Below are 13081 nucleotides of genomic sequence, written 5' to 3' on the forward strand. Positions count from 1 at the left end.
CCAACGGCAGGAGGGGCGATGCCCGTCATCTCGATCGGCAACCTGGTCAAGACGTTCGGCGCCATCCGGGCTCTCGACGGGCTGGATCTGCGCGTCGAGCAGGGGGAGGTGCACGGCTTCCTCGGGCCGAACGGCTCCGGAAAGTCCACCACCATCCGGGTCCTGCTCGGGTTGCTCCGCCGCGACTCCGGCGAGGCCCAGGTGCTCGGCGCGGACCCGTGGCGCGACGCGGTCCGCCTGCACCGCCGGCTGACGTACGTGCCGGGCGACGTCAGCCTCTGGCCCAACCTCACCGGCGGGGAGGCCATCGACCTGCTCGGCCAGCTGAGGGGCGGCCTCGACCGGCGTCGCCGCGACGAGCTGCTGCACCGCTTCGACCTCGACCCCACCCGCCGCTGCCGCACGTACTCCAAGGGCAACCGCCAGAAGGTCGCCATCGTCGCCGCCTTCTCCTCCCCGGTCGAGCTGTACGTGCTCGACGAGCCGACCTCCGGCCTCGACCCGCTGATGGAGGCGGTGTTCCAGGACGAGGTCCGACGGATCAAGCAGGCCGGGGCCACCGTGCTGCTCTCCAGCCACGTCCTCGCCGAGGTCGAGGCGCTCTGCGACCGGGTCAGCATCATCCGCGAGGGTCGTACCGTCGAGTCCGGCACCCTCACCGAGCTGCGCCACCTCACCCGCACGGCGGTGACCGTCGAGACCGCCCGGCCCATCACCGGCCTGGCGGCGCTGCCGGGTGTGCACGACGTGCACGAGGTCGACGGGCGCACCCACCTGGAGGTCGAACCGGCCCACCTCGACGAGCTGCTCGGTCAGCTCATCCGCTTCGGCGTCCGCGCGCTGACCAGCACCCCACCCACCCTGGAGCAGCTCTTCCTGCGCCACTACGGCGACGACCCCGCCGCCAACGGTCCGGCCGCCGCCCCGGCCGCCGCGACCCCGCAGGCCGGCGCCCGATGAGCGGCCTCACCGGCACGCCCCTGCTGGCCCGGCTCGTGCTGCGCCGCGACCGGATCCGCCTCGCGATCTGGGTCCTCGGCACGCCGCTGCTCGGCTACGCCCTCGCCGGCAGCGTCGCCGACATCTACCCGGACCAGGCCGCCCGTCTGGGCTACGCCACCACCTCGGCGTCCAGTCTGGTCGCCCGCGCCTTCAACGGCCCCATCGCCGGCACCGATCTGGGCGCCGTGGTGGTCGCCGAGACGTACGTGACGTTGGCTCTGATCGCCGCGCTGCTGAGCACCTTCGCGGTGACCCGGCACACCCGGCAGAACGAGGAGACCGGTCGGGCCGAGTTGCTCGGGTCCTCCGTGGTCGGCCGGTACGCGCCGCTCACCGCCGCGCTCCTCGTCGTCGTCGCGGCGAACGCCCTGGCCGCGGCGCTGCTCGCCGTCGCGCTGGTCGGCGCCGGCCTGCCGCTCGCCGGCTCGGTCGCCGCCGCAGCCGCGATCGGTGGCGTCGGGGTCGCCTGCACGGCGATCGCCGCGGTCACCGCCCAGCTCTCCGTCACCTCGCGCGGCGCCAACGCGCTCGCCGCCACCGCCGTCGGGCTGTCCTTCGTGCTGCGCGCCGTCGGCGACATGTTCGGCGACCAGAGCGCCGACGGGACCCAGGTGCGCAGCGCCTGGCCGTCATGGATCTCCCCGCTCGGCTGGGGCAACCAGGTCCGCGCCTTCGCCGGCGACCGCTGGTGGGTGCTGGCCCTGCCCGTCGCGCTGCTGCTCGCCGGGGTGGCGGTGGCGTACGCCCTCGCCGAGCGGCGTGACCTCGGCGCCGGGCTGATCGCCCCCCAACGCGGACCGGCGACCGGGGCGTCCTGGCTGCTCAGCCCCGCCGGGTTGGCCTGGCGCACGCAGCGCGGCACGCTGCTCGGCTGGGCGGTCGGGGTGGCGGTGCTCGGCCTCTCCATGGGTGCCGCCGGCGACGAGTTCAACGCCATGCTCGACCAGAACCCGGCCGCCGCCGAGGCGATCAACGCGATGGGCGGCGGAGGCGACCTGATCAACGCGTACCTGGCCGCGATGCTCGGCCTGTTCGCCCTGACCCTCGGCGCGTACGTCGTGCAGGCCCTGCTCCGGGTACGCGGCGAAGAATCCGACGGGACGCTGGAGGCGGCGCTGGCCACGGCGGTCAGCCGCACCCGTTGGCTCGGCACCCAGGTGCTCGCCGCCACCCTCGGCGCTGCCGCCCTGCTCCTGCTCGCCGGCCTGACCACCGGCCTCGGCTACGGCCTGGTCACCGGCGACCCCCTCGGCGAGGCCGGCGACCTCGGTGGCGCGGCGCTGCTGCGACTGCCGGCCCTGCTCGTGGTCGCCGGGGTGGTGACGGCACTGTTCGGTCTGCTGCCCCGCTGGTCGGTCGTGCTGTCCTGGGTGGTGCTGCTGGTCTTCCTGCTCCTCGGGCAGCTCGGGGCGGTGCTGAAGGTGCCGCAGGCCGCGCTCGACCTGTCGCCGTACACCCATGTGCCGTCCGTGCCCGCCGCCGACCCGGCGGCGCTGCCCCTGGTGGTGCTGACCACGGTGGCCGCGCTGCTCGTCGCGACCGGTGTGGTCGCGTTCGGCCGACGCGACGTCCCGAGCTGACTGTCCGGTGACCCGTTGACCACCCTGCGGCATTGACACCCGCCACAATCCAACCCATCGTCGATGGATCATTTCTCCGTCGAAGGGCCGCAGGATGGTCAGCAGCGAGCACAGGTACGTCATCGTCGGGGCCGGACCCGCCGGCCTCCAACTGAGCTACTACCTCCAGCAGCAGGGTGCCGACTACCTGACGGTCGAAAGTGGCGACGGGCCGGGCGGGTTCTTCCGGCGGTTTCCGCGCCACCGCCGGCTCATCTCGCTGAACAAGGTGCACACCGACAGCCCCGATCCTGAGATTCGCCTTCGCTGGGACTGGAACTCGCTGCTCAACGACCACCCGGATCTGCTGTTCCCGCGATTCAGCGAGGAGTACCTGCCGGCGGCCGACGACCTGGTGCGCTACCTCGCCGAGTTCCAACGGGTCCACCAGCTCAACGTCCGCTACGGCACGACCGTCGAGCGGATCACCCGAACCGACGACGGCTTCACGGTGAACACCGACCAGGGTGACGTGCGTGCGCGCTGCCTGGTCGTCGCGACCGGCTGGGGCCAGCCGTTCGTGCCCGCCATCAAGGGCATCGAACACGCCATCGGGTACGAGGACATGACCGTCGACCCCACCGCGTACGACGGTCAACGGGTCCTGATCATCGGTAAGGGCAACTCCGCGTTCGAGACCGCGTCGTCCATCCTCGGCCGGGCGTCGATGGTGCACCTGGCCAGCCGGCAACCCCTGCGACTGGCCTGGAACACCAAACACCCCGGCGACGTCCGTGGTCAGTACGGCGCGATCCTCGACAGCTACCAGTTCAAGACGCTGCACTCGGTGCTCGACTGCACGATCGACGAGATCCGGCCCGTCGACGGGCGGTTCCAGGTGTCGATCACCTACACCCACGCGCAGGGGGAGACCGCCGTTCTCGACTACCACACGGTGTTGAGGTGCACCGGCTTCCGGATGAACACGGCGCTGTTCGACGAGACGGCCCGGCCCGACATGGTGCGGGACGGCCGGATGCCCGGGTTACGCCCCGACTGGCAGTCCAGCAACGTCGACGACCTGTACTTCGCCGGCACCATCGCCCAGGCCCGGGACGTCAAGCACGCGTCGTCGCCCTTCATCGACGGCTTCCGGTACAACCTGCGCACGTTCACCCGGATCCTGCGTGAGCGCTACGACGACGTGCCGCTGTCGTATGCGACGACGCCGGCCGACGCCGCGTCACTGACCAAGCTGATGCTCGACCGGGTCAACTGGTCCTCGGCGCTGTGGACCCAGTTCGAATACCTCTGCGACGTCTTCGTCCGCGACGACGCCACCGGCGACTTCCACCACTACGAGGACCTGCCGGAGGACTACGCCGTGGAGCGCTTCGCGGACGCCACGCAGTGGTACACGCTCGCGCTGCGGTGGGGCCGCGACGACTACGGCGACGTCTTCGCTATCGACCGGCACCCGACCCCCGACCGGGCCCGGGAGAGCGCCTTCATCCACCCGGTCATCCGTCGGTACCGGGGCACGGAACTGCTCGCCGAGCAGCACCTGCTGGAGGATCTGCTGGCCGAGTGGCGGCGCCCGGACCGACACGTCGAGCCGCTTGTCGAGTTCCTGACCGGGGACCTCACCAGCGGACCATGACCTCGTCGAGGGGTTTGCGGGTCAGGTCGGGGACGTGGGCGTCCGGCGTGGGATACCCGACGGGCATCACCACGTACGGGCGCTCCTCCGGCGGCCGTTCACACACCTCGTTGAGGAACCGCATCGGGCTGGGCGTGTGGGTGAGGGTGACCAGGCCGGCGTGGTGCAGCGCGGTGATCAGCAGACCGACCGCGATGCCCACGGACTCCTTGACGTAGTACGGCTTCGGGCTGCGCGGCCCCTGGTGCACCTCGAAGACGACGATCACGGCCGGTGCGGTCTCCAGGAACGGCTTCCGCCAGTCGGTGCCGAGCCCGGCGATCGCACCCAGCCACTCCGCCGAGGCGCGGCGGTCGTAGAACGCGCGTTCCTCGGCCTCCGCCGCCTCGCGTAGCCGGCGTTTGCGGGCCGGGTCGGTCAGCACCACGAACCGCCACGGTTGCACGTTCGCACCACTGGGCGCGGTCGAGGCGGCCCGGATCGCGGCCTCGATCACCCCGTCGGGCACGGGGTCGCTGGCGAAGTCGCGCACGGAACGGCGTCGCTCCATCCGGTCGGCGAACGCCTCCGCGTCGCGCACCATCTCCGCCGGGGGTCTACGGTCGTGTTGGATGGGGACCTTGGACAGCAGGTCTGCGTCGTTCACCTGGGACCTCCCCTGATCCGGTGGTGCCGGTTTCCACGGGAGGGCCTGCCTGCCGCCGACATCCGGTTCCTCCAGCATTTCGGAGGCGGAGCGGCTTGTCGTTACGCAAGTGTGCTTTCTTCAGACATGGGCACGTTGGGCGCGGTCTGCGCCACGATTTCGTCGACCACGTCGGTCAGGCGTCCGCGTAGCGCCGCGGCGGCCCGCTGGCGGGTCGCCCCGTCGCCGTCCGCGGCGAGCCACCCCAGCCAGGCCTCCACCCGCTCGCCGTCGCCCGCCTCGTCCAGCGCCGGTCGGGCGAGCGCCACCAGCCGCTCGGCGAGGGCCGCCGCGGGCAGCAGTCGGCCCGTGGTGACGTCGACGCCGTGGCCGCCCATCCCGTCGCGGGCTGCCCGCCAGTACGCGAGCCGCAGCAGCTCGGGGACCAGCTCCGGGCCCTCGTCACCGCCGTCGACGGCATCCCCGGCCACGACCACCAGAGCCCGCACGAGGGCCGCGAGCGCCGCGGACTCGGCGGCGGTCAGGGGTACGTCGGCCACCCGCACCTCGAGCGTGGGATGGTTCGTCGACAGGCGGAGATCCCAGAAGATCGTGCCCTGGTCGACCAGCGCGCCCGCGTCGAGCAGCATGTCCACGTGCTCGTCGTACTTCCGCGCGGACGTCAGGAACGGCGGCGGGCCGGCAACCGGCCAGCGCCCCCACGTGACGCTGCGCCAACTCGCGTACCCGGTGTCGCGCTCGGGCCAGTAGGGCGAGTTGGCCGTGAGGGCGAGCAACGCCGGCAGGTGCTGGCGCAGATGGTTGCCGATCAGCACGGCGCGGTCCCGGTCGGGCTGCTCCACGTGGACGTGGACGGCGCAGATCGCCAGCTCGTCGTGCAGCCCACGAAAGGTGGCGGTGCCCCGGTCCTGGCGAGGCCCCTCGGTGATGGGCGGCGGCACGGCACGGCCCAGCACCGGCGAGCCGCTGGCGATCACCCGCAGACCCGCCGACAGCGCCGCGGCCTGGACGGCGGCGCGGCCCTCGACGAGCTGCCCGTGGAGATCGTCCACGCCCTGGCACGGGTCGGTGCGGGTCTCCACCTGCAACTTGGTGATCTCACCACCCACCCGGGTGCCGAGGGCCGGTCTCGCGCGGCCGACGACGGTGGCCGCCTCCGGCACGACCTCACCCCGATCGGTGTCGACGACGAGGAACTCCTCCTCGACACCGAGCAGGGGAATGGGCGGTCCCGAGCGCTGTCCCACAGTCATGCCGACGCCGACCTCTCGCTGCCGGTCGTCCGCCGGCGGTCAGCACGTTACGGGATTTCGTCGATGGGTTGCGATTCGAAACGCTCCATGGTGGACAACGCGTCGACGAGTCCGGCCAAGAGTGCCGTCCGTTCGGGCATTCGGTCGAGGCGGACGTACTCGTCGGCGGCGTGCGCTCCGCCTCCCACCGCGCCCAGGCCGTCCAGGGTCGGCACACCCAGCGCGGCGGTGAAGTTACCGTCGGACGCGCCAGCGGCGTACGCGCCGACGAGCCCCGGGATGCCCAGCTGGCAGGCGATCGACTGGGCCAGCTCCAGAAGCGGTCGCGCGAGCTCCGGGGACATCGGGTAGCGGTTGATGCCGCCCTGCACCGCCAGCGTCGCCTCCGGCAGGAACGGCACCAGCCCGCGGATGGCGTGATCGACGCGCTCCAGCTCGTCCCTGGTCCAGGCGCGGACGTCGACGGCCAGGCTGGCGCGCTCCGGCACCGTGTTCGTCGTGGTGCCGGCGGAGAGCAGGGTCGGTGTGACAGAGGTGCCGCCGCTGTCCGCCGCGCCGAGCGCACCCAACGTGAGAACCTGGTGGGCGACCTCCACCGTGGCGTTGACCCCGCGCTGCGGTTCGACACCGGCGTGCGCGGCGCGACCCGAGACGGTGAGCCGGTAGACCGAGCCGCCCTTACGAGCCACCTTCACGTGCCCGTCCGGGGTGGCCGCCTCGCAGACGAGCACCGCACCCGAGCGCCGCGCCTCACGTTCGATCAGGGACCGTGACGTGACGGAGCCACTCTCCTCGTCGCAGGTGAGCAGCACGCCGACCGCCGAGGTGTCCTCGATCAGGCGCAGCGCCGTGAACATCTGCACGATCCCGGCCTTCATGTCACACACGCCAGGCCCCGTCGCCACGTCCCCGCGTACGGTGAAGGGCCTGGATCGGGTCGTGCCGACCGGGAAGACCGTGTCGAAATGGCCCAGCAGCAGCACACGCTGGTCGGCGGCCGGCCACAGCAGGTGCGGCAGGCCGTCGACCACGACCCGACGGGCGGGCCGGCCGAGCGCTTCCTCCCCCCAGCGGGCGAGCAGGTCGGCACAGGACCCGAGGTGGGGCAGCGAGCCCGGCGCCGACTCGCAGGCGACGAGCGCGCCCAGTCGGTCGACCATCTCGGTTCGGAACTTCTCAGCGGCATCGAGCAGACAGCGCGGGTGCTCCATCGATCCCTCCAACTGCACGGCTGACGGGCTTGGCCGGGCGTGCTCATCGACGATCGCAGGGGGATCGGGGTGCGGTCACCCTTGTCTGTGCTCAGATGGCCGGGTGGACGACGATCCCGCCGTCGCCGTTCGCGTACGAGCGGGAGGCGCTGGGGTCGACCGTCCCGGTCGCCGCTACCCGGTCCCCAGATCTCGTCGCGCCCCGCGTGCGCCACTTTCCCGACAGCGTCCGCCGTCCCAGCGGCGTACCGTTCGCGGTCGAGCGGAGGGGGAGCCGGATGAGCCATCTGGAGCAGGCTGAGCAGTCGCCGGACACTGAGCGGATGTTCGACGCGGACACGAAGGCGATGGGCTACCTGCCCAACTACACCAGGTTGTTCGCCCACAGCCCGGCCGTCTACCTGGCCTGGCAGCAGCTAAACGGTGCGGTGAAAGCCGAGATGGAGTTGCGCCGCTACGAGTTGGCGACCCTCGCCGCGGCCCGGGCCCTAAAATCCTCCTACTGCGGACTGGCGCACGGAAAGGTCCTGCGAGACAAGTTCTTCGACGCGCCGACCGTCGCCGCCATCGCGTCAGACCACGGCAGCACCGGCCTCTCCGCGCAGGAGGTCGCAGTCGTCAACTTCGCCGGAAAGGTCGCGGCCGACGCGAACTCGGTCATCGAGGCCGACATCGCGGGCCTGCGCAGTCACGGTCTTGATGACACGGAGATCTTCCGCGTGATCCTCGCCGTTGGTGCCAGATGCTTCTTCAGCACGGTCCTCAGCGCTGCCGGGGCTGAACCCGATCCGCAGTACAACGAAAGCCTCGACGCGGACCTGCGGCAGGCGCTGAGCTTCGGCGGCTAGACCCAGGCGTTCTAACCGGTCGACCACAACGGCCAAGATCGTTTCTGTACCCACGGCGGGGAACTGGTGCAGGTAGCGTTGGCGAACTTTCCAGCTGTTGTGAAGGGCGTGTTTGATGCGAATTGTGATCACGGCGGACGAGTCGGATGATGAGTTGCGGCGACTCGGGCATTGGCTACGCGACGACGACGATGTAGCAAAATCAGCCGATGTTTCACTGCGCACGTCCGGTCAGTCCGGTCAGATGGGCGGGCTTGAGATTATCGACGTGGTCGTTTCGAATGCCGTCGGGCTAGCCAGCCTTGCCATAGCGTACGCCTCATGGCGCAACTCGCGGCGGCAACACCTCTCAGTGACGTTCACTCGTGATGACGGCTTGGAAGTAACTGTGCGTGGCGGATCAGCTGCTGATATTCGCCAGATCTCCGACTCGCTTTCACAACCGTACCGGGGCCGCGACCTCGAGCAAGGAGCTGGCCATGGCAAGGGTTGATGCGTCAGCTCGCCTGGAGCTCTCTGACCCCAGTGAATCTCGGGCTGTTTTGATTGGGGTGTCGGATTATCGACACATGGATCCGCTCCCCGCTGTTGACAACAACCTAAGCAGCCTCCTCGCCTTGCTCAAAGATCCTGAGGTATGGGGACTCGCCGACCAGCACTGCATAGTGTTGTCGAATCCGTATGCCGTTGGCGATGTGCTGGAAGCGGTTCATGTTGCGGCGACAGAAGCGTCCGAGGCGCTCGTGGTGTACTTCGCTGGCCATGGCCTGGTGGACGACCGATCGGATCTCTACCTGGCGTTACGCGACTCGGACGACGGCCGCCTTCACCGAGCAGTGCGGTACGACGATGTGCGTCGGGAGATGGTGTCGACTGCTCGTCGGTGCCGAGCGAAGATAATGATCTTGGACTGCTGCTACAGCGGTCGGGCGATGTTGGGCGGAATGGGCGCTGCAGTGGACGTGGCGGACCAGGCTCGGATTGATGGCACCTACCTGATGACAGCGTCGGCCGAGACGAAAATCGCTCTTGCGCCCCCGGGCGAACGGTACACGGCCTTCAGCGGCGCGCTGATCGACACGCTCACCGAAGGATTGGCAGACGGGCCGAGCGTGCTTGGTATGGAAGCGTTGTACTGGCACATCCGATCTGAACTTGAGGCGAAGCGATATCCGGTACCACAGCAGCGCGCCCGCAACGATGGCAAGGACATCGCGATCGCCCGCAATCGCTGGGGACGCTCAGTGAAACAGGACTCAAGCCGGACCTCAGTCGTTCCGCGACCGCCAATTCCCGATGGTCACGCCACAACCATGCACCTGCCTCCTGCTGCGCTCGTTCGTGAGATCGAGGCTCTCCGCGCGGCTAAGCGGCTAGTGATAGCTGAGCAAGTCTTGGCCGCTTCCGCAGCTCGGCGCCCAGACCAGGAGGTGGCCGCTGTTGTTCGACACCTACGCGGAGTTGGCCTGAACGGCGACGTCGATTTGATGATCAGGTCGGCCGCGCGGCGACCGGCTGTTGAGATCTTCGCATTGATTGAGGTGTTCGACGAAACTGGCCAAGCCAGCGAACTACCCGGCCTTCTTAAAGCCGCCGCTGGCGCACCTGCCGATGAAATCGCGGCACTCACAGGTTTGCTGGATACGGCTGCCAGAAGTCGGGACATCGACGTATTCATCGAAGGCGTCCTCGCTTCCGTCTCTACGACCTCGCGGCTAATCTCCGTGGTGGCAGCACTCTGGTTGGCGGGCCAAACGGCTGCTGCTGAAAAGGTTCTGCAGGCAGTGGCCACCCACCGCAACGGCGAGGAGACGGTCGCCGTGGCTGACGCGCTACGCGACGCAGGACGACAGGAGGCAGCCTTTCGGCTTTACCTCGCCGCTATTGACACCACCGCGCGGCGCTCCGCAGATAGCATCGCCCAGCTGGCTTTAGCTATGCGCGACACCGGCCACGCTCAAGGCTCCGACCGCCTGATCGACGCCGCAGTTGCCGCCGCTGCCGGCCGTGACCTAGGCGCTCTCCTGTCACTGATCGAGACATTCAACACTGGTGGTCAGCCGGAAAGCGGTCGCCGCGCGCTGGCGACCGCAGCCACGACATTGGCCGTCGGCGAGGTGCTGGAGCTCGCGGCGAAGCTACGTGCCGCCGAACAGCCAGAAGAGGCACGTCGGCTCTGCCTGGCCGCTGCGGAACGCCGGTCATTGCCCGATGTCATCCAGATCTTTCAAGGGCTACATGAGGCGGGGCGTCCAGTTGACGCGAATCGGGTGCTGGATTCAGTTATCCAGGACCGCACCGGAGCCGAAATCGCGGCCGTCGCGTCCGCTCTGCGCGAGCGAAGCCACGACCGCGAGGCGGGCCGTTTGACAGGACAGCTCATCCACCATCCGCCAACCGACATTCCAAACATTCTGAGCCGCTTGGGCGAGCAGGACCGAACGCAATTACTCGACGCTCTAATCATGCAGCCGGCGGACCGTCTCGCCGCCACCATCGCGCAACTCCACGAGGCGCGACGCGACGCCATTGCAACAGAACTCCTAGCACGGATGGTACGGCATCTGCCGGCAGTCGAAACTATCGCCGTCTGGAACCAGTTAACCTATACATCCGCCAGCCGCCTGCTGGCTGTCGTCTCCGAACGGGCCACTCCCGATCTGCTGCGCGAACTTCTGCAAGCGTTGTCGGTCGGCGCTAGCGGCTTCTCAGGAACCATGGCTATGTTACTCAACGAACACCCCGTCAAAGAACTTCCGGTGCTGTTAGGTGCGTTTCGTCGAGCAGGTATGGACGGTGACGCCAGCCACCTCGCTGAGAGGTTTCTGGAAATCCACGCCGATGATCTCATTGAAGCGGTCAAGGGCCTAACCAGATCTGGCAATCACGACGACGTTGACGCGCTGGTCGAGGCTGCAATCGACCATTCGCCGGTCACGGTAATCGTTGCGATCATCATTGCTCTGGACATCGCTTCAGGCGCGGATCGCGTCGACCGGTTGCTGGCTATCGTTCCTGCCCGGCGATCAGACGATGATATTTTACATCTAACCCAACTCCTTCACGCGAACAGCATGCAGAACTATGCCGACGAACTGCACCGCGCTCGACGTGCCCACAAGCGGGGGCAAAACCCAAGCGTTTATGGGGATAGGAAAACCGCCATGAGCCCGAAATTTCGTCCGAAGCGGTCCTTTCGGCGGACACAAGGCATGAGGGTCGGTGTAGATTCGCACCGTGTCTGGTGCGGTTGTCATCGGTGGTCGAAGGCACTCGCAGTGACGCCTGTAGGAGGTGGCCAGGCTCTGGGGTTCGGATGCGCCGGCGGTCCTGGCAGGACACACGGACCTGGAGCAACCGGTACGAATGCCCTCGTTCACCGGATCAAGATGTGGTGTCTCGTCGGTGAACGAGTTCGCTCACCCAGCGGGCGGCCTCCTTCTGCGCGGCGCGCATGTGCTGGCGGGCTTCGGCCACCTCCTCGTCGGCGTCCATGTCGGGGTGCTCGCTCAGGATCGTCACCCACCTGGGGCTTAGCTCCTCGGCGTACGTCGCTTTGCGAAGCTGCTCGTCGAACTGGTACTCCAGCTTCACCATGCGGTCCACGTGCGGTTGGAGGGCCGGCATGATCCGTTCGTCGAGGCGGACGGCGGCGCTTGGCTGTCGCCTCGCCGCGACGGCTGAGGATGTAGCCGGTCAGCCAGATCCAGCCGTCGTAGGTCGGCTGGTCGGACACGGATACGACGCGGAAGGTCAGGGCGCGCTCCCCGGCGAACTGCACCGAGGCCCGACCGTCGATGACGAGCAGGTCGCCGGGGGAGGGACGGGCGCTCACCAGCGGCCGGAGTTGTGGTGGTGCTCCTGCGGCGACCGGCATTCCCGGGCGTGCATGCTCTGCCAGTCGCGCAGCGCCCGCTTGATCCGGTCGTTGTCCTGGCTGAGTAGCCGTACCGTCTCGTTGAGCATGGCCAGCTCGTCGGCCACTCGGGCCTGGAACTCGCGTACCTCAACAGGGTCGACGCCGCGCCGGCACGCGGCGAACTCACGGGTCCGCACCTCGTGCGGGGTCAGCCGGGCCGGGTAGCCGGCGGGGTAGGGCTGGCCACCTCGATACACCTGAGCCACGACGGTCCTCTCTGGGGCAGGCGGGAGCGCGCAAGGTCCTTGTGGTGGGTCTGGAAGGGCGGGCCGTCCCGCGTGGGGCCGCGAGCGACCCGCCCGCTCCGCCCCCGCAGCTCGATTCAGCGGTACGACAGCAGAGCAGTCCGGTGCGGTCGGGACGGGCACACGCACCCGCCCCGACCAGGGGATGAGCCGAACTCGTTGCCACGCGAGGAGCAGCTCAGGCTCAAGAGTAACGACCTATTCGTTTAAACCAACCACGGGGTGTTGTCGTTCGTGGGCGGTTCGTGATCGAATTGGCGAGCCACGCAAGGAGCGCCATGCCTACAACACCTGACTACATCCGCATTGCCGATGACATCATTGCTGGGGTCAAGGCAAAGAGGCTCAAGCCCGAGGACAAGCTGCCGCCGATCGCGCAGATGGCAACGGACTACCAGGTCGGCACGTCCACCATCCAGATGGTCTACGTGCGGCTCGAAGCCCTGCGTGTCATCCGACGCCATCAGGGCAAGGGCATCTTCATCACCGAGCCGAAGACCTGGATGCGGGAGCCGTAGGCAAGCGGCCACCTGCCTGCACGGTCTTGGGTCGGGCTTGTCAAAGATGATCGACGATGCCCGATTGACTGGTGGCCACGAGCCCGGGCTCCTTGGCCGAGCGGCGTCAGGTCGATGCCGATCATTGGCTGGCTGGCCGAGGACATGTTGCCCCGGGCCAATGTCCGGGGCCGCCGCGAACGGCTGGCCACCGTCGCGATTCCGGTAAAGCAATGGCCGG

At 68.6% G+C, this 13081-nt stretch carries 11 protein-coding genes; 7 read left to right on the forward strand and 4 right to left on the reverse strand.

The genetic code is table 11. From position 1 onward, the window contains the following. Nucleotides 1–18: 18 nt before the first annotated feature. The 3 genes from ABZ780_RS04000 to ABZ780_RS04010 all read left to right on the forward strand — a co-directional run bounded on the left by ABZ780_RS04000 (nt 19) and on the right by ABZ780_RS04010 (nt 4221). The gene (locus tag ABZ780_RS04000) at nt 19–960 is read left to right on the forward strand and encodes an ABC transporter ATP-binding protein (RefSeq protein ID WP_357483953.1); all 942 of its coding nucleotides are present in this window, start codon (nt 19–21) and stop codon (nt 958–960) included. Beyond that, nucleotides 957–2582 carry an anibiotic ABC transporter gene (locus ABZ780_RS04005; RefSeq protein WP_357483956.1) on the forward strand — a complete coding sequence of 542 codons (1626 nt, stop codon included), beginning with the start codon at nt 957–959 and terminating at the stop codon, nt 2580–2582. Before ABZ780_RS04000 ends, ABZ780_RS04005 begins: the two co-directional genes overlap by 4 nt. A 94-nt stretch (nt 2583–2676) precedes the next feature. Next, nucleotides 2677–4221 (forward strand): NAD(P)-binding domain-containing protein, encoded by a 1545-nt coding sequence (locus ABZ780_RS04010; protein ID WP_357483959.1) that lies wholly within the window; start codon nt 2677–2679, stop codon nt 4219–4221. On the opposite strand, the gene ABZ780_RS04015 is transcribed toward ABZ780_RS04010, so the two are convergent. From ABZ780_RS04015 to ABZ780_RS04025, 3 genes are all read right to left on the reverse strand, one after another. Then, nucleotides 4205–4804, reverse strand: a complete 600-nt coding sequence (locus ABZ780_RS04015; RefSeq protein ID WP_357002730.1) for a nitroreductase family protein — start codon at nt 4802–4804, stop codon at nt 4205–4207. The genes ABZ780_RS04010 and ABZ780_RS04015 overlap by 17 nt on opposite strands. A 164-nt stretch (nt 4805–4968) precedes the next feature. Beyond that, on the reverse strand, nt 4969–6120 hold the full coding sequence (locus tag ABZ780_RS04020) for a glutamate--cysteine ligase (RefSeq protein ID WP_357483962.1): 1152 nt from the start codon (nt 6118–6120) through the stop codon (nt 4969–4971). 47 nt (nt 6121–6167) lie between these two features. Then, entirely contained in the window at nt 6168–7331 is a 1164-nt protein-coding gene (locus tag ABZ780_RS04025; RefSeq protein WP_357483964.1) for a M20 family metallopeptidase, read from the reverse strand. Nucleotides 7332–7426: 95 nt separating this feature from the next. Here ABZ780_RS04025 and ABZ780_RS04030 point away from each other — a divergent pair, with 95 nt between their 5' ends. The 3 genes from ABZ780_RS04030 (at nt 7427) to ABZ780_RS04040 (ending at nt 11808) form a co-directional block, all read left to right on the forward strand. Then, nucleotides 7427–8179 carry a hypothetical protein gene (locus tag ABZ780_RS04030; RefSeq protein ID WP_357483966.1) on the forward strand — a complete coding sequence of 251 codons (753 nt, stop codon included), beginning with the start codon at nt 7427–7429 and terminating at the stop codon, nt 8177–8179. 115 nt (nt 8180–8294) lie between these two features. Continuing rightward, complete coding sequence (locus ABZ780_RS04035) at nt 8295–8672, forward strand: hypothetical protein (RefSeq protein ID WP_357483969.1); 378 nt, start codon at nt 8295–8297, stop codon at nt 8670–8672. Then, nucleotides 8659–11808 carry a caspase family protein gene (locus ABZ780_RS04040; RefSeq protein ID WP_357483972.1) on the forward strand — a complete coding sequence of 1050 codons (3150 nt, stop codon included), beginning with the start codon at nt 8659–8661 and terminating at the stop codon, nt 11806–11808. Before ABZ780_RS04035 ends, ABZ780_RS04040 begins: the two co-directional genes overlap by 14 nt. A gap of 202 nt (nt 11809–12010) precedes the next feature. Here ABZ780_RS04040 and ABZ780_RS04045 read toward each other — a convergent pair whose 3' ends face one another. Then, nucleotides 12011–12250 carry a DivIVA domain-containing protein gene (locus ABZ780_RS04045; RefSeq protein ID WP_357484097.1) on the reverse strand — a complete coding sequence of 80 codons (240 nt, stop codon included), beginning with the start codon at nt 12248–12250 and terminating at the stop codon, nt 12011–12013. A gap of 371 nt (nt 12251–12621) precedes the next feature. Between ABZ780_RS04045 and ABZ780_RS04050 the strand changes: the two genes are divergently transcribed. Then, nucleotides 12622–12861 (forward strand): winged helix-turn-helix domain-containing protein, encoded by a 240-nt coding sequence (locus tag ABZ780_RS04050; RefSeq protein ID WP_357483975.1) that lies wholly within the window; start codon nt 12622–12624, stop codon nt 12859–12861. Nucleotides 12862–13081 lie beyond the last annotated feature (220 nt).

The organism is Micromonospora sp. NPDC047467 (genome assembly GCF_040643095.1).
Classification (GTDB): domain Bacteria; phylum Actinomycetota; class Actinomycetes; order Mycobacteriales; family Micromonosporaceae; genus Micromonospora.

Bases quoted from the DNA above. Each gene is read 5' to 3' on its own strand.
- ABZ780_RS04035 (WP_357483969.1), top strand. From the start codon at position 8,295: ATGCGAATTGTGATCACGGCGGACGAGTCGGATGATGAGTTGCGGCGA.
- ABZ780_RS04020 (WP_357483962.1), bottom strand. From the start codon at position 6,120: ATGACTGTGGGACAGCGCTCGGGACCGCCCATTCCCCTGCTCGGTGTC.
- ABZ780_RS04005 (WP_357483956.1), top strand. From the start codon at position 957: ATGAGCGGCCTCACCGGCACGCCCCTGCTGGCCCGGCTCGTGCTGCGC.
- ABZ780_RS04025 (WP_357483964.1), bottom strand. From the start codon at position 7,331: ATGGAGCACCCGCGCTGTCTGCTCGATGCCGCTGAGAAGTTCCGAACC.
- ABZ780_RS04040 (WP_357483972.1), top strand. From the start codon at position 8,659: ATGGCAAGGGTTGATGCGTCAGCTCGCCTGGAGCTCTCTGACCCCAGT.
- ABZ780_RS04030 (WP_357483966.1), top strand. From the start codon at position 7,427: ATGGCCGGGTGGACGACGATCCCGCCGTCGCCGTTCGCGTACGAGCGG.
- ABZ780_RS04050 (WP_357483975.1), top strand. From the start codon at position 12,622: ATGCCTACAACACCTGACTACATCCGCATTGCCGATGACATCATTGCT.
- ABZ780_RS04010 (WP_357483959.1), top strand. From the start codon at position 2,677: ATGGTCAGCAGCGAGCACAGGTACGTCATCGTCGGGGCCGGACCCGCC.
- ABZ780_RS04000 (WP_357483953.1), top strand. From the start codon at position 19: ATGCCCGTCATCTCGATCGGCAACCTGGTCAAGACGTTCGGCGCCATC.
- ABZ780_RS04015 (WP_357002730.1), bottom strand. From the start codon at position 4,804: ATGGTGCGCGACGCGGAGGCGTTCGCCGACCGGATGGAGCGACGCCGT.